20 protein-coding genes are annotated in these 21,770 nt (G+C 52.4%); 13 read left to right on the forward strand and 7 right to left on the reverse strand.

Annotated features, from left to right (window positions below; all coding sequences use genetic code 11):
• Nucleotides 1-11: 11 nt before the first annotated feature.
• From kdsC to yrbL, 10 genes are all read left to right on the forward strand, one after another.
• Nucleotides 12-578 carry a 3-deoxy-manno-octulosonate-8-phosphatase KdsC gene (gene kdsC, locus LG381_RS01515; protein WP_001030165.1) on the forward strand — a complete coding sequence of 189 codons (567 nt, stop codon included), beginning with the start codon at nt 12-14 and terminating at the stop codon, nt 576-578.
• Nucleotides 575-1,150 (forward strand): LPS export ABC transporter periplasmic protein LptC, encoded by a 576-nt coding sequence (gene lptC, locus LG381_RS01520; RefSeq protein WP_000030542.1) that lies wholly within the window; start codon nt 575-577, stop codon nt 1,148-1,150. The genes kdsC and lptC overlap by 4 nt, the downstream gene beginning before the upstream one ends.
• Nucleotides 1,119-1,676, forward strand: coding sequence for a lipopolysaccharide ABC transporter substrate-binding protein LptA (gene lptA / locus LG381_RS01525; protein WP_000669785.1), 558 nt, complete (start codon nt 1,119-1,121; stop codon nt 1,674-1,676). Before lptC ends, lptA begins: the two co-directional genes overlap by 32 nt.
• 6 nt (nt 1,677-1,682) lie before the next feature.
• The gene (gene lptB, locus LG381_RS01530; protein WP_000224099.1) at nt 1,683-2,408 is read left to right on the forward strand and encodes an LPS export ABC transporter ATP-binding protein; all 726 of its coding nucleotides are present in this window, start codon (nt 1,683-1,685) and stop codon (nt 2,406-2,408) included.
• A 47-nt stretch (nt 2,409-2,455) separates the two neighbouring features.
• Nucleotides 2,456-3,889, forward strand: coding sequence for an RNA polymerase factor sigma-54 (rpoN, locus tag LG381_RS01535; RefSeq protein WP_000809026.1), 1,434 nt, complete (start codon nt 2,456-2,458; stop codon nt 3,887-3,889).
• 22 nt (nt 3,890-3,911) lie between these two features.
• Entirely contained in the window at nt 3,912-4,199 is a 288-nt protein-coding gene (hpf, locus tag LG381_RS01540; RefSeq protein ID WP_001176602.1) for a ribosome hibernation promoting factor, read from the forward strand.
• 117 nt (nt 4,200-4,316) lie between these two features.
• Complete coding sequence (gene ptsN, locus LG381_RS01545; RefSeq protein WP_000183676.1) at nt 4,317-4,808, forward strand: PTS IIA-like nitrogen regulatory protein PtsN; 492 nt, start codon at nt 4,317-4,319, stop codon at nt 4,806-4,808.
• A gap of 45 nt (nt 4,809-4,853) precedes the next feature.
• Nucleotides 4,854-5,708 carry an RNase adapter RapZ gene (rapZ, locus tag LG381_RS01550; RefSeq protein ID WP_000243741.1) on the forward strand — a complete coding sequence of 285 codons (855 nt, stop codon included), beginning with the start codon at nt 4,854-4,856 and terminating at the stop codon, nt 5,706-5,708.
• Nucleotides 5,705-5,977 (forward strand): PTS phosphocarrier protein NPr, encoded by a 273-nt coding sequence (npr, locus tag LG381_RS01555; RefSeq protein WP_000216792.1) that lies wholly within the window; start codon nt 5,705-5,707, stop codon nt 5,975-5,977. The genes rapZ and npr overlap by 4 nt, the downstream gene beginning before the upstream one ends.
• Before the next feature lie 223 nt (nt 5,978-6,200).
• Complete coding sequence (gene yrbL / locus LG381_RS01560; RefSeq protein ID WP_000620414.1) at nt 6,201-6,833, forward strand: PhoP regulatory network protein YrbL; 633 nt, start codon at nt 6,201-6,203, stop codon at nt 6,831-6,833.
• Here yrbL and mtgA read toward each other — a convergent pair.
• The 4 genes from mtgA to LG381_RS01580 all read right to left on the reverse strand — a co-directional run bounded on the left by mtgA (nt 6,830) and on the right by LG381_RS01580 (nt 11,799).
• On the reverse strand, nt 6,830-7,558 hold the full coding sequence (gene mtgA, locus LG381_RS01565) for a monofunctional biosynthetic peptidoglycan transglycosylase (protein ID WP_225761944.1): 729 nt from the start codon (nt 7,556-7,558) through the stop codon (nt 6,830-6,832). The genes yrbL and mtgA overlap by 4 nt on opposite strands.
• Nucleotides 7,555-8,208 (reverse strand): isoprenoid biosynthesis glyoxalase ElbB, encoded by a 654-nt coding sequence (gene elbB, locus LG381_RS01570; RefSeq protein ID WP_137325791.1) that lies wholly within the window; start codon nt 8,206-8,208, stop codon nt 7,555-7,557. Before elbB ends, mtgA begins: the two co-directional genes overlap by 4 nt.
• Nucleotides 8,209-8,437: 229 nt before the next feature.
• Nucleotides 8,438-10,774: an aerobic respiration two-component sensor histidine kinase ArcB gene (gene arcB / locus LG381_RS01575; protein WP_222686557.1), complete on the reverse strand. Its 2,337-nt coding sequence runs from the start codon at nt 10,772-10,774 to the stop codon at nt 8,438-8,440.
• Between the two features lie 95 nt (nt 10,775-10,869).
• Nucleotides 10,870-11,799 (reverse strand): TIGR01212 family radical SAM protein, encoded by a 930-nt coding sequence (locus LG381_RS01580; RefSeq protein ID WP_225761945.1) that lies wholly within the window; start codon nt 11,797-11,799, stop codon nt 10,870-10,872.
• Between the two features lie 675 nt (nt 11,800-12,474).
• On the opposite strand from LG381_RS01580, the gene gltB reads away from it, so the two are divergent.
• From gltB to LG381_RS01595, 3 genes are all read left to right on the forward strand, one after another.
• Nucleotides 12,475-16,935, forward strand: coding sequence for a glutamate synthase large subunit (gltB, locus tag LG381_RS01585; protein ID WP_032226595.1), 4,461 nt, complete (start codon nt 12,475-12,477; stop codon nt 16,933-16,935).
• 12 nt (nt 16,936-16,947) lie between these two features.
• Nucleotides 16,948-18,366, forward strand: coding sequence for a glutamate synthase subunit GltD (gene gltD / locus LG381_RS01590; protein WP_000081675.1), 1,419 nt, complete (start codon nt 16,948-16,950; stop codon nt 18,364-18,366).
• Between the two features lie 184 nt (nt 18,367-18,550).
• A complete protein-coding gene (locus tag LG381_RS01595) occupies nt 18,551-19,663 on the forward strand; it encodes a PDDEXK nuclease domain-containing protein (protein WP_225761946.1) in 1,113 nt (370 codons plus the stop codon).
• 59 nt (nt 19,664-19,722) lie between these two features.
• Here LG381_RS01595 and nanQ read toward each other — a convergent pair whose 3' ends face one another.
• The 3 genes from nanQ to LG381_RS01610 are packed head-to-tail and all read right to left on the reverse strand — an operon-like array spanning nt 19,723 to nt 21,745.
• Nucleotides 19,723-20,187: an N-acetylneuraminate anomerase gene (gene nanQ / locus LG381_RS01600; protein WP_225761947.1), complete on the reverse strand. Its 465-nt coding sequence runs from the start codon at nt 20,185-20,187 to the stop codon at nt 19,723-19,725.
• Nucleotides 20,184-21,059 (reverse strand): N-acetylmannosamine kinase, encoded by an 876-nt coding sequence (gene nanK / locus LG381_RS01605; protein WP_225761948.1) that lies wholly within the window; start codon nt 21,057-21,059, stop codon nt 20,184-20,186. The genes nanQ and nanK overlap by 4 nt, the downstream gene beginning before the upstream one ends.
• Nucleotides 21,056-21,745, reverse strand: coding sequence for an N-acetylmannosamine-6-phosphate 2-epimerase (locus tag LG381_RS01610; protein ID WP_000054234.1), 690 nt, complete (start codon nt 21,743-21,745; stop codon nt 21,056-21,058). Before LG381_RS01610 ends, nanK begins: the two co-directional genes overlap by 4 nt.
• Nucleotides 21,746-21,770: the final 25 nt, after the last annotated feature.

A 21,770-nucleotide genomic window follows, 5' to 3' on the forward strand; every position in this document is an offset into this window, starting at 1 on the left:
GATAAACAACAATGAATAAAGCAGGTGCGTCACTTGAGACCTGTTACGGCCCTGTCAGTGCCGACGTTATGGCAAAAGCAGAAAATATTCGTCTGCTGATCCTTGACGTCGATGGCGTGCTGTCAGATGGCCTGATTTATATGGGCAACAACGGCGAAGAACTTAAAGCGTTCAATGTTCGTGATGGTTATGGCATTCGTTGTGCGCTCACCTCTGATATTGAAGTCGCCATCATTACCGGGCGAAAGGCTAAACTGGTAGAAGATCGCTGTGCCACATTGGGGATTACTCACTTGTATCAGGGGCAGTCGAATAAACTTATCGCCTTTAGCGATCTGCTGGAAAAACTGGCGATCGCCCCGGAAAACGTGGCTTACGTTGGGGATGATCTCATCGACTGGCCGGTAATGGAAAAAGTGGGCCTAAGCGTAGCCGTGGCCGATGCGCATCCGCTGTTGCTCCCGCGCGCCGATTACGTGACTCGCATTGCTGGCGGTCGTGGCGCAGTGCGTGAAGTTTGCGACTTATTACTCCTGGCGCAGGGCAAACTGGATGAAGCCAAAGGGCAATCGATATGAGTAAAGCCAGACGTTGGGTTATCATTGTGCTATCACTGGCGGTTCTGGTGATGATCGGCATTAACATGACCGAGAAAGACGATACCGCCCAGGTGGTCGTCAACAACAATGATCCCACCTACAAAAGCGAGCATACGGACACGCTCGTCTATAACCCAGAAGGGGCGCTAAGCTATCGATTGATTGCTCAACACGTTGAATATTATTCCGATCAGGCCGTTTCGTGGTTTACGCAACCGGTACTTACTACGTTTGATAAGGATAAAATCCCGACATGGTCCGTAAAAGCGGATAAAGCCAAGCTGACCAATGATCGGATGCTCTATTTATATGGACACGTTGAAGTCAACGCACTCGTGCCGGACTCTCAACTTCGCAGAATCACGACGGATAACGCGCAGATCAATCTGGTGACGCAGGATGTTACCTCTGAAGACCTCGTCACGTTATACGGAACAACATTTAACTCCAGCGGTCTGAAAATGCGCGGCAACTTACGCAGCAAGAACGCCGAGCTGATTGAAAAGGTTAGAACATCCTATGAAATTCAAAACAAACAAACTCAGCCTTAATCTTGTGCTTGCCAGCTCTCTTCTGGCCGCCAGTATTCCGGCATTTGCCGTTACCGGAGACACTGACCAGCCGATTCACATTGAGTCGGATCAGCAATCTCTTGATATGCAAGGCAACGTAGTCACCTTCACGGGTAACGTCATCGTTACCCAGGGCACCATCAAAATTAATGCCGATAAAGTGGTCGTTACCCGCCCGGGCGGCGAGCAGGGCAAAGAAGTGATCGATGGCTACGGTAAGCCAGCGACGTTCTATCAAATGCAGGACAACGGTAAACCTGTCGAAGGTCACGCTTCCCAGATGCATTACGAACTGGCGAAAGATTTTGTCGTTCTGACCGGTAATGCTTATCTGCAGCAGGTCGATAGCAATATAAAGGGCGATAAGATCACATACCTGGTGAAAGAGCAGAAAATGCAGGCCTTCAGCGATAAAGGTAAGCGCGTAACCACCGTTCTGGTGCCGTCGCAGTTGCAGGATAAAAACAACAAAGGCCAGACCCCGGCGCAGAAGAAAGGTAATTAATTCGTTATGGCAACATTAACAGCAAAGAACCTTGCAAAAGCCTATAAGGGTCGCCGCGTGGTGGAAGACGTCAGTCTGACCGTCAACTCCGGAGAAATTGTCGGTCTGCTGGGGCCAAACGGTGCCGGTAAGACCACCACTTTCTACATGGTTGTTGGCATTGTGCCGCGCGATGCAGGCAACATCATTATTGATGATGACGATATCAGCCTGCTGCCATTACACGCACGCGCGCGTCGCGGTATCGGCTATCTGCCGCAGGAAGCCTCCATTTTCCGCCGCCTCAGCGTTTACGATAACCTGATGGCGGTACTGCAAATTCGTGACGATTTGTCTGCTGAACAACGTGAAGACCGTGCGAACGAGCTGATGGAAGAGTTTCACATTGAGCACCTGCGTGACAGCATGGGGCAATCGCTCTCCGGTGGTGAACGTCGCCGTGTAGAAATTGCCCGCGCACTGGCTGCGAATCCGAAATTTATTCTGCTTGATGAACCGTTTGCCGGGGTTGACCCGATCTCGGTTATCGACATCAAACGCATCATTGAGCACCTGCGCGACAGCGGCCTGGGTGTGCTGATCACCGACCATAACGTGCGTGAAACACTGGCAGTTTGTGAACGCGCTTATATCGTTAGTCAGGGGCATTTGATCGCCCACGGCACACCTACAGAAATCTTACAAGACGAACACGTTAAGCGTGTATACCTTGGGGAAGACTTCAGACTCTGATAGGGTAGAAGCTCGCGACGTTTTAGCAGGAGAGTACGATTCTGAACATGAAGCAAGGTTTGCAACTCAGGCTTAGTCAGCAACTGGCGATGACGCCTCAGCTACAACAGGCAATTCGTCTGTTGCAGCTGTCCACGCTGGAACTTCAACAGGAGCTGCAGCAGGCGCTGGAGAGTAATCCACTGCTTGAGCAAATCGACACTCATGATGAAATCGACACTCACGAAACGCCAGACAGCGAAACGCTGGACACCGCTGACGCGCTCGAACAAAAAGAGATGCCGGAAGAGCTGCCGCTCGACGCCAGTTGGGACACCATCTATACAGCCGGTACGCCGTCCGGCACCAGCGGTGACTACATTGACGACGAACTGCCGGTCTATCAAGGCGAAACGACGCAGACCTTGCAGGATTACCTGATGTGGCAGGTCGAGCTGACACCGTTTTCCGACACTGACCGCGCTATCGCCACCTCCATCGTTGATGCCGTTGATGATACCGGTTATCTCACCGTCCCACTGGAAGATATTCTCGAAAGCATGGGCGATGAAGAGATCGACATCGATGAAGTTGAAGCGGTCCTTAAGCGGATCCAACGGTTTGATCCGGTCGGTGTGGCGGCGAAAGATCTGCGTGACTGCCTGCTGATCCAACTCTCCCAATTCGATAAGACCACGCCGTGGCTGGAAGAGGCCAGGCTGATCATTAGCGATCATCTCGATCTGTTAGCCAATCACGACTTCCGCACTTTAATGCGCGTCACGCGTCTGAAAGAAGATGTGCTGAAAGAAGCCGTCAATCTGATCCAGTCGCTCGATCCACGCCCCGGCCAGTCGATCCAGACCGGTGAGCCGGAATATGTCATTCCAGATGTGTTGGTGCGTAAGCATAACGGCCACTGGACGGTGGAACTCAACAGCGACAGCATTCCGCGTCTGCAAATCAACCAGCACTACGCCTCGATGTGCAATAACACACGTAACGATGGCGACAGCCAGTTTATCCGCAGCAATCTGCAGGATGCCAAATGGTTGATTAAGAGTCTGGAAAGCCGTAACGATACGCTACTGCGCGTGAGTCGCTGTATTGTTGAACAGCAGCAAGCCTTCTTTGAGCAAGGCGAAGAATATATGAAACCGATGGTACTGGCCGACATCGCCCAGGCCGTCGAAATGCATGAATCGACGATATCTCGCGTGACCACGCAAAAGTACCTGCATAGTCCACGAGGCATTTTTGAACTGAAGTATTTTTTCTCCAGTCACGTCAATACCGAGGGCGGCGGCGAAGCCTCGTCCACGGCGATTCGTGCGCTGGTGAAGAAATTAATCGCGGCGGAAAACCCAGCGAAACCGTTGAGCGACAGCAAGTTAACCTCTTTGCTGTCGGAACAAGGTATCATGGTGGCACGCCGCACTGTTGCGAAATACCGAGAGTCTTTATCCATTCCGCCGTCAAACCAGCGTAAACAGCTCGTTTGACCCAACCGATAAGGAAGACACTATGCAGCTCAACATTACCGGAAATAACGTCGAGATCACCGAGGCCCTGCGCGAATTTGTCACATCAAAATTTGCCAAACTTGAGCAATATTTTGACCGAATCAACCAGGTCTATGTTGTTCTGAAAGTGGAGAAAGTCACCCATACCTCAGATGCAACACTGCATGTAAACGGTGGCGAAATTCATGCCAGCGCGGAAGGTCAGGACATGTATGCTGCCATTGATGGCTTAATTGATAAGCTGGCACGCCAGTTGACCAAGCATAAAGATAAATTGAAACAACACTAATTGTCCGGGCAATTAGCAAGTGCATGGCGGCCTGTTGTGCGACACAACGGGCCATTTGTACAGTTAATGCTCCGAACCTGTCCCACGATTTGAGTGGTCAGGTTCTTAGGTGAAATTATGACAAATAATGATACAACTCTACAGCTTAGCAGTGTTCTTAACAGGGAATGTACGCGAAGCCGCGTCCACTGTCAGAGCAAAAAACGTGCACTGGAAATTATCAGCGAACTGGCTGCGAAACAACTCAGCCTGCCGCCTCAGGTGGTTTTTGAAGCTATTCTGACGCGGGAAAAAATGGGCAGTACCGGTATCGGTAATGGCATTGCCATTCCGCATGGCAAACTGGAAGAAGATACTCTGCGTGCCGTTGGTGTTTTCGTTCAGCTCGAAACGCCTATAGCTTTCGATGCCATCGACAACCAACCGGTGGATTTACTTTTTGCCCTGCTGGTGCCAGCTGACCAAACTAAAACGCACCTGCATACTCTTTCGCTGGTGGCGAAACGTCTGGCGGACAAAACCATCTGCCGCCGTTTACGTGCAGCCCAGAGTGATGAAGAGCTGTATCAAATCATTACGGATACCGAAGGTACTCCGGATGAAGCGTAGTTATTCTGTAATGTCTCTTTTAGACGTTGTGAGGAGAAACAGTACATGGTACTGATGATCGTCAGCGGACGTTCAGGCTCAGGTAAATCTGTCGCCCTGCGTGCGCTGGAAGATATGGGTTTTTACTGCGTGGATAACCTTCCCGTAGTGCTGTTACCCGATCTGGCTCGCACGCTCGCCGATCGCGAGATTTCTGCCGCCGTCAGCATTGATGTTCGTAATATGCCGGAGTCACCAGAAATATTCGAACAGGCGATGAGTAACCTGCCTGATGCTTTCTCACCGCAACTGCTGTTTCTCGATGCCGATCGTAACACCCTGATTCGTCGTTACAGCGATACGCGCCGTCTGCATCCGCTCTCCAGCAAGAACCTGTCGCTGGAAAGTGCTATTGACAAAGAAAGCGATCTGCTGGAGCCACTGCGTTCGCGGGCAGATTTGATTGTCGATACCTCAGAAATGTCCGTTCACGAGTTGGCAGAAATGTTGCGTACCCGTTTGCTGGGAAAACGCGAGCGTGAACTGACGATGGTCTTTGAGTCCTTCGGCTTCAAACACGGCATTCCTATTGATGCAGATTACGTCTTTGACGTGCGCTTCCTGCCGAACCCGCACTGGGATCCGAAACTGCGTCCAATGACAGGTCTTGATAAACCTGTCGCCGCGTTCCTCGACCGCCACACAGAAGTACACAATTTTATCTACCAGACGCGAAGCTACCTTGAGCTATGGTTACCTATGCTGGAAACCAACAACCGTAGCTACCTGACGGTCGCTATTGGTTGTACCGGCGGGAAGCACCGTTCGGTGTATATTGCAGAGCAACTGGCAGACTACTTCCGCTCGCGCGGTAAAAACGTCCAGTCACGCCATCGTACGCTGGAAAAACGTAAACCATGACCGTCAAGCAAACTGTTGAAATCACAAACAAGCTGGGCATGCATGCCCGGCCTGCCATGAAACTCTTTGAATTAATGCAGGGTTTTGACGCTGAAGTGCTGTTACGTAATGACGAAGGCACCGAGGCTGAAGCGAACAGCGTTATTGCGCTGCTGATGCTGGACTCCGCCAAAGGACGGCAGATTGAAGTCGAAGCGACCGGTCCACAGGAAGTGGAAGCACTGGCCGCCGTTATCGCCCTCTTTAACTCTGGTTTCGATGAAGATTAATCTTCATAACCCTGACGCTTAATTCCCCCCAGATATACACCTTCAGCCCGTAGGGGTGAAAAAAGTACAAGCGGAAAATGTCCTCATTTTTCGCAATTTGTACATTTTGTGCTCTTTTCTGTACGAACAAAACCTTAAGAAAACCTTAAAAAGTCCTGTTTAGGTTTTGTTTAAGTTAAGTCCTCATACTGGAGATTGTCAGAAAATATTTCCAGGAGATGGCATGATTCGCTTATCTGAACAAAGTCCCCTGGGCACCGGAAGACATCGGAAATGTTACGCGCATCCGGAAGATGCCCAACGCTGTATCAAGATTGTCTACCACCGTGGCGACGGTGGTGATAAAGAGATCCGCCGTGAGTTAAAGTACTATGCGCACCTTGGTCGTCGTTTGAAAGACTGGAGCGGTATTCCACGCTATCACGGTACGGTTGAGACGGATTGTGGAACCGGTTATGTCTACGATGTCATTGCCGATTTTGATGGCAAGCCGTCTATTACATTGACCGAATTTGCTGGACAATGCCGTTACGAAGAAGATGTTGCTCAGTTGCGTCAGTTACTGAAGCAGCTGAAGCGTTATTTGCAGGATAACCGCATCGTGACGATGTCGCTGAAGCCGCAGAATATTCTTTGCCACCGCATCAGCGAGTCAGAAATCATTCCCGTCGTCTGTGACAACATTGGTGAAAGCACGTGGATTCCGCTGGCGACCTGGTCGAAGTGGTGTTGTCTACGTAAGCAAGAGCGTTTGTGGCAACGTTTTATCGCTCAACCCGCGTTATCGGTCGCCCTGAAGAAAGGCGCACAACTCAGTGAGAACAAGAAACTCACCCTCACCTCGCGCGAAGCTTAATCCAGCTGGTGTTGTCGCATAAAAGATTCACCGCCCAACTGATGCATCTGCCGTAAAATCCACGCCTGACGGCTACGCACGTAGCCTGAGGGTGCGGAAACTTTAAAGCGTAGTGGGTTCGGAAGTACCGCTGCCAGTAAGGCAGCCTCCGACTGAGTGAGTTTGCTCGCGGGTTTGTGGAAATAGCGTTGCGCTGCGGCTTCAACACCAAACACACCATCGCCAAATTCGGCGATATTCAGGTAAACCGTCAGGATACGCTTTTTGCTCCAGACCGTTTCTATCCCCAATGTCAGACCAGCTTCCAGCCCTTTACGTATCCAGCTACGCCCATCCCATAAAAAGAGATTTTTGGCTGTCTGCTGAGAAATCGTTGATGCGCCGCGAATACGATTTTCATTGCGCTCGTTGTGCGCCAGGGCTTTCTCAATGGAAGCGACATCAAAGCCCCAGTGCTCAGGGAATTTCTGATCTTCTGCGGCAATCACTGCCAACCCCATCCACGGCGAGATTTGATCCATACTGACCCAGTCAGAATGCGCCACGTAACGAAAATTGCCATGCAGCCAGGCACTGACCTGTCGCTCGACCATCACCGCTGAGAACGGGACAGGCGCTATGCTAAACAACGCGATGCCCCCGCCCCATAAAACGGCGAGGACAACCACTAACCGCAGAAGAAAACGACGAACGAAACCGAACGCCGTTAAGCGGCTTTTACTCATTCAGCCAGAACCAGCACGCGGGACACCAGCTTATCAATGCCGTTCGCCGCTTCCGCAATATTCTGTGCCAACATATAAGCCGGTGTAGTGACAATCTTATTGTCTTCATCAACCACGATATCATCGACCGGACACGGTACATGCTCTGCGCCCATCTCTTCCAGCACTTCTGCGGTATCGATATCAGTACCGATGGTTAAACGCAGTGGGAAATCGAAAATTTTCGGCAGCATCGCAGGGGCAATACACATAAAACCAAGCGGTTTACCGGCCTGATGCATCGCTTGCGCCAGCGCCTTTAATTCACGCTCAACAGTGCATTCACTGCCAAGGCTGGCAAAATTGCTTAAATTCTTCGCCGCACCAAAGCCACCAGGCACAATCAACGCATCCAGTTCGGCAGCATCGGCCTGAGCCAGAGGACGGATCTCACCACGCGCAATACGCGCGGCTTCAATCAGCACATTGCGCGATTCCGTCATCACCTCGCCGGTTAAATGGTTGATAACGTCAACCTGCTGCTTATCCGGTGCAAAGCAGACCGCCTGCGCGCCGCTACGCGATATCGCCAGTAACGTCAACACAGCTTCATGAATTTCGGAACCGTCATAAACGCCGCACCCGCTCAGAACTACGCCAATTTTCTTCATTGTGATCATCCTTTCGCAACTGACTGAAACACATTAATCTTTTTAATAAAAATGCTACGCATCACACATTTAACTGATTCATGTAACAAATCATTTAAGATTTGCTATCTTAACTGCGTGCGGCCTGAAAAACAGTGCTGTGCCCTTGTAACTCATCATAATAATTTACGGCGCAGCCAAGATTTCCCTGGTGTTGGCGCAGTATTCGCGCACCCCGGTCTAGCCGGGGTCATTTTTTAGTGGCTTTTGCCACCCACGCTTTCAGCACATCTACGTCGTGACGCCACTCTTCTTTCATCTCTTCAATCCATTCACCTACGTTATCTTCCCACGCAGGAAGGTCGGGAGACTGAATTTGCTGACCCAGCTGTTGTAGATGGCGTAACCCCACTGAACCCGCCGCGCCTTTAATTTTATGCCCTTCCTCGACAATGCCTTTTTTATCCTGCGCCGTCAGATTCGACTCCAGCACGCTGACATAGCCCGGCATCATCTTCTCAAACACCGCTAACCCGTCGGTAATCAACTTCGGCCCTACAAGTTCGAGATACTGTTCCAGCATGGGAATATCGAGTAATGCTTCAGATTTGCTGTTCTCTTCTGTCGTCACCGTGTTCTCCTCATCATCCGGGGTATCCCAGAATTTCTTGATCATCGCGGTTAGCGCCGGTACGGAAAGCGGCTTACTCAGCACATCATCCATTCCAGCATTGAGGTACTCTTGTTTATCTTTCAGCACATTGGCAGTTAAAGCCACCAGCGGCGGTAAATCTTCGCGCGGATAACGCTTCGTCAGTTCACGAGAGATATCCAACCCGGTCATATCTGGCAACTGAATATCCAGCAATACCAGGTCGTATTCGCCCGGCTTAAACATCTCCAGCGCCGCCTTGCCGGTCATTGCTACATCAACGCTGTTACCTAATTTTTCCAGTACAGAACGCGCGACAATAACGTTCAGTTCAATGTCTTCCACCAGCAGCACGTTTAGTGCCGGTAAAGGCATATCGTCTTCATCAAACGCATCATCGACCTCTTCTGCCACCGACGGTGCGTGGATCGTCAACCTAAAGGTTGAACCTTTGCCCTGTTCGCTGGTAACAGTAATATCGCCGCCCATATTTTTCGCCAGCCGACGAGAAACGGCCAGACCAATGCCGGTGCCGGTGGCAGGTTTACCGCCGTGACTGTCTTTCACCTGGTAATACATGGCAAAAATTTTATCCAGCTCATCCTGCGGAATGCCGATGCCTGAGTCTTCCACTTCAAAATGCAGCATGTCGCCTTCATCGTAGCGCACGCGCACGGTAACCTGACCTTGCTGGGTAAATTTGACGGCGTTACTGATGAGATTCCACAGGATCTGCCGTAAACGCGTACCGTCGGTAATGACCTGATGCGGTAATGGTAGCGTCGGCTCCAGATTAAAGCGCAGCCCTTTTTGTTGCGCCTGCAATGCGGAAAGATTTTCCAGATCGGCAAGGAAGCTGGTGAAATCAACCGGCTGATTATCAAGCTGAACCTTGCGGCGCTCCATCTTATCCATGTCGATAATATCGTTAAAAATATTCCCCAAAGTGACGGCGGAAACATGGATGGTTTTGAGATATTTTTCCTGCTCAGCAGTGAGTTCCGTATCCAGCAGAATGCGGCTTAAGCCAACGATACCGTTCAGAGGTGTACGCAATTCGTGACTGATGGTGGAAATAAACGTCGTTTTGTCGCGGCTGGCGCGTTCGAGCGCATCCTGATACCGCTTACGCTCGGTAATGTCGCGACCAAAGCCCATCAAACCATGCCGTTTACCCACGCGGTCGTAGTACGGCACTTTACGGATTTCAAAGCAGGCTTTGCGTCCGTCCGGATAATCCAGCCACTGTTCATAAGTCAGTGACACATTATGACGAAACACTTTCTCATCGGTTTCAATAACTTTCGCGGCGGCTTCCGGCGAGTAAACATCAGCAGGTTTCAGGTGAACCAGTTGTTTTTCGCTCTTCCCTGTTAGCAATTCCATTGCACGGTTACAGCCGGAAAACTCTTTATCTTCGTTACGGTAAAAAACCAGATCTGGAGAGGCGTCAAGGAAGGAACGTAAAAAAGAGGATTGCTGTTCGAGCTGAATTTGTGTCTCTTCACGCTCTTTGATTTCAATTTTCAGCTGACCGAAGGTTTCCTGCAATTCAGCTTCAGCTTTTTCACGAACGGCGATTTCCTGATTAAGCTGGGTAATATTGTCTTTTAACTGAACGTTGAGGCTCAGATCGCGCTCGCGCATCTCCTCCAGTTTTTGCACCAGCCGTGACAGACGTTGTCGTGACTCCTCCAGTTGCTCGACGACCACCGAAAGAAAGTAGACCGCCCACGGCGTAATCAGCAGACCAAAGAAGATAGAACGAATAACATCAATACTTTCGACCTGACCATGCAGCACCATGGTCACCGCCATTTGCACCACAATGGCGAGAACGACAAGAGCCAGCGCCAGCAACATTGAGAAGCGCACCAGACCTAACTTCATCATCAGGTCAACATAATACTGCGCCAGCAGACGAATTTGCTTCATTAGGGAATTCCTTCACGACAACCTGCCCCAATAATACCCAATTCTGACAGTTACGTTATAAATTGTGTGAGAAATGCGGAATTCCCCTCAATGGCCTACGCCGTTGGAGGTAGCCACGGACGTCCCAGCGCCGATCCCTGTACGCCATGTTCATTCAGATAGCGATCCAGCTCGACCATACCCGTCCAGCGATTTTCACACCACAGCGGAGCAAGTAACGTCGGGCGACGGGCGCTGGCGGAAATGCGGTGGTAGATAACTTCCGGTGGCGTATGGCGAATCATCTCTCCCGCCGTCAGCGTGTAATCGTCCAGTTCAATACCGTTCAAACGTCCCACTTCCCAGGCTTTCGCCATAATGCTGCCTTTCACGATATGCAGGGGATGAAGCTTGATGCCGTCCACGCCGGTTTCAACCACTCTCTCCAGTGTTTGCAAACATTCCGCTTGCCCTTCGCCAGGCAGGCCGACAATTAAGTGAGAACACACCTTAAGCCCACGCTGACGCGCCAGCTGGGTCGTGCGCTGATAGCAGGCAAAATCATGTCCGCGATTGATGCGATGCAGTGTTTTGTCGTGCGCGGTTTGCAACCCCAGCTCCAGCCACACTTCGTAGCCCTGGTCTTTATATTCACAAAGCAGATCCAACACCGCATCCGGCACGCAGTCCGGGCGCGTACCAACACACAAACCGACAATATTGGCCTGGCTCACCGCCTGTTGATACATGGAACGCAGCACCTGAACTTCCGCAAAGGTGCTGGTATAAGCCTGAAAGTAGGCCAGATAGCGTTTCGCACGGTTAACCAGATTCGCCTGATGCGCCAGCTGTTCAGCAATGGAGCGGTGTTGCTGCGCTTCGTCGGCAAACGAAGCAACATTACAGAATGTGCATCCGCCGCGTCCGATGGTTCCGTCACGATTCGGGCAGCTAAAACCGCCATGCAGCGTCAGTTTATGCACCTTTTGCCCGTAACGACGGGTAAGATCCCCACCAAACATATTGACTAATTTCTGTAACTGCATAATCTGATAGACCGCGCCTTGAAAAGAGGCCAAAGCCTGCCATTTTTAGCTCAATTCGGCGATGACCTGGATCAATCGTCCCGGCCTGCTTATACCAACTGCATAATAAATCACAATTACTGAAATTTAATGCAATAGCACATAAATTACTTTTGCTTATCTTGCGTCGGATTTTTTTATCCGCTAATGGATTTTAAACAAAAACAGTAGCATGAAATGCCTTTTCCTCTTAAGGCAGTATAAAACACTGCTTCAAACGTCAATTCAAGGCAGGATAAGGGTTAACTCGCCGCTAAAGTAGTCAGGCACTCAACGTTTTCCTTTTTCTCTTTCCATTAATTAAGAATAACAGATTTAGTTTAATTTCAATATCTTAATAAAGATTTTTGCGCTAAAGCACATTTCCAGACCAATAAGCTTGCCATTTGACCTGTATCAGCTTTCCCGATAAGTTGGAAATCCGCTGGAAGCTTTCTGGATGAGCAGCCTGCTCATCATATTTATGCAGTAATTGAGTTCCCCTCTTCACCGTATTAACTGATGCGAAAAGGACAAAAAAGGGGGCGAATGCGAGGTAAGCGTATGAAACGCAAACCCCGTCGCCATGCTCTTTCTGTGCCCGTGCGCAGCGGTTCGGTAGTGGGGTTCCCGCAGAGCCTGGGGGAGGTTCACGATATGTTGTACGATAAATCCCTTGAGAGGGATAACTGTGGTTTCGGCCTGATCGCCCACATAGAAGGCGAACCTAGCCACAAGGTAGTGCGTACTGCAATACACGCACTGGCTCGTATGCAGCACCGTGGCGCGATTCTCGCTGATGGTAAAACTGGTGACGGTTGCGGCCTGCTGTTACAAAAACCGGATCGCTTTTTTCGTATCGTTGCGCAGGAACGCGGCTGGCGTTTAGCGAAAAACTACGCCGTCGGGATGATCTTCCTGAATAAAGATCCTGAACTCGCCGCCGCCGCACGCCGCGTCGTTGAAGAAGAGCTACAACGCGAAACCTTGTCGATTGTCGGCTGGCGTGATGTCCCTACCAACGAAGGTGTACTGGGTGAAATCGCCCTCTCCTCGCTGCCGCGCATTGAGCAAATTTTTGTGAACGCCCCGGCAGGCTGGCGTCCGCGCGATATGGAGCGCCGTCTGTTTATCGCCCGTCGCCGCATCGAAAAACGTCTCGAAGCCGATAAAGACTTCTACGTCTGTAGCCTGTCGAATCTGGTCAACATCTATAAAGGTCTGTGTATGCCGGCTGATTTGCCGCGCTTTTACCTGGATCTTGCGGATCTGCGTCTGGAATCTGCTATCTGCCTGTTCCATCAACGCTTCTCCACCAACACCGTGCCACGCTGGCCGCTGGCGCAGCCGTTCCGCTATCTGGCGCACAACGGCGAAATCAACACTATCACCGGTAACCGTCAGTGGGCGCGCGCCCGTACCTATAAATTCCAGACGCCGCTGATCCCGGATTTGCACGACGCCGCACCCTTCGTCAACGAAACCGGCTCTGACTCCAGTTCAATGGATAACATGCTGGAACTGCTGCTGGCAGGCGGGATGGATATCATCCGCGCCATGCGTCTGTTAGTTCCACCAGCCTGGCAGAACAACCCGGATATGGATCCGGAACTGCGCGCGTTCTTCGATTTTAACTCCATGCATATGGAGCCGTGGGATGGCCCGGCGGGCATCGTGATGTCAGACGGTCGCTTCGCTGCTTGTAACCTCGACCGTAACGGTCTGCGTCCGGCGCGCTACGTCATCACCAAAGATAAGCTCATCACCTGCGCCTCTGAAGTCGGCATCTGGGATTATCAGCCTGACGAAGTGGTTGAAAAAGGCCGCGTGGGGCCGGGCGAACTGATGGTGATCGACACCCGCAGTGGGCGTATTTTGCACTCGGCAGAAACCGATGATGACCTGAAAAGCCGCCATCCATATAAAGAGTGGATGGAGAAAAACGTTCGCCGCCTGGTGCCGTTTGAAGACTTGCCCGATGAAGAAGTGGGTAGCCGTGAACTGGACGACGACACGCTTGCCAGCTACCAGAAACAGTTTAACTACAGCGCGGAAGAGCTGGACTCTGTGATCCGTGTGCTGGGCGAAAACGGTCAGGAAGCTGTCGGTTCGATGGGCGACGACACCCCATTCGCCGTGCTCTCCAGCCAGCCGCGCATTATTTACGACTACTTCCGCCAGCAGTTTGCCCAGGTCACTAATCCGCCAATCGACCCGCTGCGTGAAGCGCATGTTATGTCGCTCGCTACCAGCATCGGGCGCGAAATGAACGTCTTCTGTGAAGCCGAAGGCCAGGCACACCGTTTAAGCTTTAAATCGCCGATTCTGCTCTACTCCGATTTCAAACAGCTCACGACGATGAAAGAAGAGCACTACCGCGCAGATACCCTGGATATCACCTTTGACGCAACCAAAAACACGCTCGAAGCGACGGTCAAAGAGCTGTGCGATAAAGCCGAAAAAATGGTGCGTAGCGGCACCGTGCTGCTGGTGCTCTCCGACCGGAATATCGCTAAAGATCGCCTGCCGGTTCCGGCCCCGATGGCGGTTGGCGCGATCCAGACCCGTCTGGTCGATCAAAGCCTGCGTTGCGACGCCAACATCATCGTCGAAACCGCCAGCGCCCGCGATCCACACCACTTCGCCGTGTTGCTGGGCTTCGGCGCGACGGCTATTTATCCGTACCTTGCCTATGAAACACTGGGTCGCCTGGTTGACACCCACGCGATTGCCAAAAATTATCGTACTGTGATGCTCAACTACCGTAACGGCATCAACAAAGGCTTGTACAAAATCATGTCCAAGATGGGCATCTCCACCATCGCCTCTTACCGCTGCTCGAAACTGTTTGAGGCGGTCGGTCTGCACGATGATGTTGTGAGCCTGTGCTTCCAGGGCGCGGTCAGCCGCATTGGCGGGGCAGGCTTCGAAGACTTCCAGCAGGATCTGCTGAATCTGTCAAAACGAGCCTGGCTGGCGCGTAAGCCCATCAGCCAGGGCGGCCTGCTGAAATATGTGCATGGCGGCGAATACCACGCCTACAATCCAGACGTCGTGCGCACGCTGCAGCAGGCGGTACAGAGCGGCGAGTACAGCGACTATCAGGAATACGCGAAGCTGGTTAACGAGCGCCCGGCAACAACGCTGCGCGATCTGCTGGCAATTACGCCGGGTGAAAACGCGGTCAACATTGCTGATGTTGAACCGGCAAGCGAACTGTTTAAACGCTTCGATACCGCTGCGATGTCTATCGGCGCGTTAAGCCCGGAAGCCCACGAGGCACTGGCGGAAGCGATGAACAGCATCGGCGGCAACTCCAACTCCGGTGAAGGGGGTGAAGATCCGGCGCGCTACGGCACCAACAAAGTCTCGCGCATTAAACAGGTCGCTTCCGGTCGCTTCGGCGTCACTCCGGCGTATCTGGTCAATGCCGACGTGATTCAGATTAAAGTCGCTCAGGGCGCGAAGCCGGGCGAAGGCGGTCAGTTGCCGGGCGATAAAGTCACTCCTTACATCGCCAAACTGCGCTATTCCGTACCCGGCGTAACGTTGATCTCCCCGCCGCCGCATCACGATATCTACTCTATCGAGGACTTAGCGCAGCTTATTTTCGACCTGAAACAGGTTAACCCGAAAGCGATGATCTCCGTGAAGCTGGTGTCTGAGCCGGGCGTTGGCACTATCGCCACCGGCGTGGCGAAAGCCTATGCGGACTTGATCACCATCGCAGGCTATGACGGCGGCACTGGAGCAAGTCCACTTTCGTCGGTGAAATACGCAGGCTGCCCGTGGGAGCTGGGGCTTGTTGAAACCCAACAGGCGCTGGTTGCCAACGGCTTGCGTCATAAGATCCGTTTGCAGGTTGATGGCGGCCTGAAAACCGGCGTCGATATCATCAAAGCAGCCATCCTCGGCGCGGAAAGTTTCGGTTTCGGCACTGGCCCAATGGTGGCGCTCGGCTGTAAATATCTGCGTATTTGCCATCTGAACAACTGCGCCACCGGCGTGGCAACTCAGGACGAAAAACTGCGTAAAAATCACTACCACGGCCTGCCGTTCAAGGTGACGAATTACTTTGAATTTATCGCCCGTGAAACCCGCGAGCTGATGGCACAGCTGGGCGTGACGCGTCTGGTGGATCTGATTGGTCGCACCGACCTGCTGAAAGAGCTGGACGGTTTCACCGCTAAACAGCAAAAACTGGCGCTATCGAAGCTGCTGGAGACTGCCGAGCCGCATCCTGGTAAGGCGCTCTACTGCACCGAAAACAACCCGCCGTTCGATAACGGTCTGCTGAACGCGCAGTTGCTGCAACAGGCGAAACCGTTTGTCGATGAGCGTCAGAGTAAAACCTTCTGGTTCGATATTCGTAACACCGACCGTTCCGTGGGCGCATCGCTTTCAGGTTATATCGCCCAGACGCACGGCGATCAGGGGCTGGCTGCCGATCCGATTAAAGCGTACTTCAACGGCACCGCAGGCCAGAGTTTCGGCGTGTGGAACGCAGGCGGCGTGGAGCTGTATCTGACGGGCGATGCCAACGACTATGTCGGTAAAGGCATGGCGGGCGGCTTAATCGCCATTCGTCCTCCGGTTGGCTCGGCCTTCCGCAGCCACGAGGCGAGCATTATCGGCAACACTTGCCTGTATGGCGCGACCGGCGGTCGTCTGTATGCCGCTGGCCGCGCGGGTGAACGTTTTGGCGTGCGTAACTCCGGTGCGATTACCGTGGTAGAAGGCATTGGCGACAACGGCTGTGAATACATGACGGGTGGTATCGTCTGTATTCTGGGTAAAACCGGTGTTAACTTCGGCGCGGGCATGACCGGCGGCTTCGCTTACGTTCTCGACGAAAGTGGTGATTTCCGCAAACGCGTTAACCCGGAACTGGTCGAGGTCTTAAACGTTGACTCTCTGGCGATCCATGAAGAGCATCTGCGTGGTCTTATCACTGAGCATGTGCAGCATACCGGTTCTCAGCGTGGCGAAGAGATTCTGGCGAACTGGTCAATCTTCGCCACTAAATTTGCGCTGGTTAAACCGAAGTCCAGTGATGTAAAAGCACTGCTGGGGCACCGTAGTCGTAGCGCAGCAGAGTTGCGCGTGCAGGCGCAGTAAGGGGTAGCAACAATGAGTCAGAATGTTTATCAATTTATCGACCTGCAGCGCGTTGATCCGCCAAAGAAACCGCTGAAGATCCGCAAAATTGAGTTTGTTGAAATTTACGAGCCGTTTTCCGAAGGCCAGGCCAAAGCGCAGGCTGACCGCTGCCTGTCGTGTGGCAACCCATACTGCGAGTGGAAATGCCCGGTACACAACTACATCCCGAACTGGCTGAAGCTCGCCAACGAGGGACGTATTTTTGAAGCGGCAGAACTGTCGCATCAAACCAATACCCTGCCGGAAGTGTGTGGACGCGTTTGCCCGCAGGATCGTCTGTGCGAAGGTTCCTGTACCCTGAACGATGAGTTTGGCGCAGTGACCATCGGCAATATTGAGCGTTATATCAATGATAAAGCGTTCGAAATGGGCTGGCGTCCGGATATGTCCGGCGTGAAGCAGACGGGTAAAAAAGTGGCGATTATCGGCGCAGGCCCGGCAGGTCTGGCGTGTGCGGATGTGCTGACACGCAACGGTGTCAAAGCTGTCGTCTTCGACCGTCACCCGGAAATCGGCGGCCTGCTGACCTTCGGTATTCCGGCTTTCAAGTTGGAAAAAGAGGTAATGACGCGCCGCCGTGAAATCTTCACCGGCATGGGTATTGAATTCAAACTCAATACCGAAGTGGGCCGCGACGTACAGCTTGACGATCTGCTGAGTGATTACGATGCCGTGTTCCTCGGTGTCGGCACTTATCAGTCCATGCGCGGCGGACTGGAAAACGAAGACGCCGATGGCGTGTACGCGGCGCTGCCGTTCCTCATCGCCAACACCAAACAGTTAATGGGCTTTGGCGAAACCCGCGACGAACCGTTCGTCAGCATGGAAGGCAAACGCGTGGTGGTACTTGGCGGTGGCGATACCGCGATGGACTGCGTGCGCACTTCCGTGCGCCAGGGTGCTAAGCACGTTACCTGTGCCTATCGTCGTGATGAAGAGAACATGCCAGGTTCCCGCCGCGAAGTGAAAAACGCGCGGGAAGAAGGCGTAGAGTTCAAATTCAACGTCCAGCCGCTGGGTATTGAAGTGAATGGCAACGGTAAAGTCAGCGGCGTGAAAATGGTGCGCACCGAAATGGGCGAACCGGACGCTAAAGGCCGTCGCCGCGCGGAGATCGTGGCAGGTTCCGAACATATCGTTCCGGCAGATGCGGTGATCATGGCGTTTGGTTTCCGCCCGCACAGCATGGAATGGCTGGCAGAACACAGCGTTGAGCTGGATTCACAGGGTCGCATTATCGCTCCGGAAGGTAACGAAAACGCTTTCCAAACCAGCAATCCGAAAATCTTTGCCGGTGGTGACATCGTGCGTGGTTCGGATCTGGTGGTGACCGCCATTGCCGAAGGTCGTAAGGCGGCAGACGGCATTATGAACTGGCTGGAAGTTTAATCCCTGCCCCAGCGCCGCCTCCTAAGAAAAGAGTGCGGCGCTGAAATCCTCCTTTCTTGCTGGAAAGCGCCTCGCATAATCTGAAGAAAACCAATGTAATACGCATATCTGGATTGTTACCGACAGATGCCCGGCGTATAGCTGATTCCATTATTCAACACAGCGCCATATAAAGGGAAAGATAATGGAATCGCTCTCATTTCAAACCACAGCAGGCTACCAGCAAATCCACGACGGCATTATTCATCTGGTCGATAGCGCCCGGACAGAAACGGTACGTAGCGTTAACGCGTTAATGACCGCGACGTACTGGGAAATTGGCCGACGAATTGTCGAATTTGAACAAGGTGGTGAGGCACGGGCCGCGTATGGTACGCAGTTAATCAAGCGGCTATCAAAGGATTTAAGTCTAAGGTATAAGCGTGGGTTCTCCACCAGGAATTTATGGCAGTTTAAGAATTTTTATATTTGTTTTCAACGAATTGAAATTGTGCAGACACTGTCTGCACAATTCACCCCCACAATTCTCCAGACTGTGTCTGGAGAATCTTGCCATTTAGCGCAACTCGCCAAATCCTTCCCCCTACCCTGGTCCACTTACGTCCGTTTGCTTTCTGTTAAAAACGCTGACACCCGCAGCTTTTATGAAAAAGAGACGCTCCGCTGTGGCTGGTCTGCTCGTCAGCTCGAACGACAAATTGCGACCCAGTTTTATGAGCGGACATTACTATCACATGACAAATCAGCCATGCTGCAACAACACGCCCCTGCCGAAACGCATATTCTGCCGCAACCGACGATACGCGATCCCTTTGTGCTCGAATTTCTGGAATTAAAAGATGAATACTCAGAATCTGATTTTGAGGAGGCTCTGATCAACCACCTGATGGATTTCATGCTGGAACTTGGGGATGATTTTGCCTTTGTTGGTCGACAGCGAAGGTTACGCATTGATGACAACTGGTTTCGGGTCGATCTGTTGTTTTTCCACCGCCGTTTACGCTGCCTGCTAATCGTCGATCTAAAAGTGGGCAAATTCAGCTATAGCGATGCCGGACAGATGAATATGTATCTCAACTATGCCAAAGAGCACTGGACACTACCGGATGAAAATCCACCCATCGGTCTGGTTCTCTGTGCAGAGAAAGGAGCCGGAGAAGCACATTATGCTCTGGCAGGTTTGCCTAACACCATTCTGGCAAGTGAATATAAGATGCAGCTACCTGATGAGAAACGACTCGCGGATGAACTCGTTCGAACACAGGCGGTGCTAGAGGAAGGCTATAAACGCCGTTAATTTCAGCGGTTTCGAATTCTCCAGACTATGTCTGGAGAATCTTTAAAACGAACCAAGTTTTAAGCCATTAACTCAGCCTTAACCTTCACTACCACCTTTTTAATCTCTCCATGCTCACCAACAACACATCCCGGTTTATGCGGTTCTCCTGGCATAAACACGGCGAACATTCCCGGTTTCAGGATGATGGCTTGCTCGTTCTCAATGGCGCTGCAAAGCTGGTAATCATCTTCATGGTGGAACTCTTCACACTGGCGCGCAGTGCCTGCCATACCAAAAAGAATCCGCTCCTCGCCGCTTAACAATAACTGGATATCAATATATTGCTCGTGCAATTCGGCTTTTTTCTCAACGGGCGATTGAGTGTTAAACGTCATGACATTCATAAAGATATTGTCGCCCTGCAATTCGTAACGACCCGGCGCTTTTTCCTGCGGCCTGGCGGCTAATGCCAGCGTTAACGCGTCCAGTAGTGCTGGATGTAAACCGGCAGATGGTAACGACTGTACTTCACCCATCATCATAATTTTTCTCCCTGAGCCAACAACGCAGCCCCAAGTAAACCTGCATCATGGCGGTAGTGCGCCGCCAGTAACTCAACATGAAATGCCGCTGGCTCCTTAGCCAGATTCGTTTCCACCAGCGCCAGATACCCTTCCGCCAGCCCAACACTGCCGCCGAGCACCACACACTGGCAATCAGTCGTGGCTTTAACATCGGCAATCAGTCTTGCCAGCGCATGTGCGGAGCGATGAATCAGTTGCTGCGCCTGCTCGTCACCCTGTCCGGCGCGCGTGAAAATGGTTTTCGCATCCGCGCCAGCCAGCTCCCCCTGCGCCGCCGCCGCAATACCGCGACCAGAAGCAATCGCTTCCACGCAACCTGTGCGTCCACAGCCACAGACAGGCCCCTGCGGATCGGCAAGCGTATGCCCGATGTGCCCCGCCAGACCGCCTGGGCCGGTAAGCAGTTTGCCGCCGCTCACTACGCCGCCGCCAACACCGGTGGAAACGGTGATAAACACCATATCGGTTATATCGCCTTCCAGCGCCTGATACTCCGCCCACGCTGCGGCCTGCGCATCGTTAATGGCAATGGTCGGCAAATCGGTAAGTTGTGCCAAAGTTTTGACTAACGGAAAATGTAGCAATCCACCGAGATTATGCGGATTCAGCGCCAGCAAGCTGCCATCGCGGATGATCCCGGTTGAAGCGATGGCAACCTGCTGCGCATGAGCTTGCAACGGGGAGACTAACGCGGCCAAGGCTTCACGCAAGGCTTCTGGTGTCTGGCTGGCAGGCGTAGGAAGTTCTCGGCGATCGCGGATCTGCCCATCAGCGCCAATCAGCGCGGCGGCAAGTTTAGTACCGCCGATATCAATCGCCAGTGTGGTCATAGCACCGCCTTTTTCATCGCTGTGTTGTACCACTGACAAATGTGTTCAAGACGCGTAATGGCAGAACCCACCGTTACCGCCCATGCGCCGTGGCGCATCGCATCCGCCGCCTGCGCTGGCGAGTTGTAACGTCCTTCGGCAATTACCCGACATCCGGCGTCGCTCAACGTTTTCACCAGCGCCAGATCCGGCTCTTCTGGCGTTACAGGCGTGGTATAGCCAGAAAGCGTAGTGCCAATAATTTCGGCTCCCAGCTTTTGACATGCCAGGCCGTCTTCCGGCGTTGAGCAGTCGGTCATCGCCAGTAAACCGTGATGGTGAATACGTGCCAGCAGCGTTTCAACAGGCACCGGACGCGGACGATCGGTGCCATCAATGGCGATAATATCCGCGCCTGCCTGCGCCAGTGCATCAACATCTTCAATATAGGCCGTGATACGTACCGGAGAATCCTCCAGATCGCGTTTCACAATCCCGATAATCGGCACGCTCACCACCGCACGCGTGGCTTTCAGGTTTGCCACACCTTCTATGCGAATAGCAACCGCACCTGCCTGCTCTGCCGCTAATGCCATGGCAGCAACGATTTCGGGTTTATCGAGCGGGCTGTCCGGAACCGGCTGGCAGGAGACAATCAGTCCACCGTTAGCTGCGATTTTTTGATCCAGTTGTGCAAGTAACGACATACATCTTCCCTTAGCGAAAGACCCG

The organism is Escherichia sp. Marseille-Q3837 (assembly GCF_916618735.1).
Lineage (GTDB): Bacteria > Pseudomonadota > Gammaproteobacteria > Enterobacterales > Enterobacteriaceae > Escherichia > Escherichia ruysiae.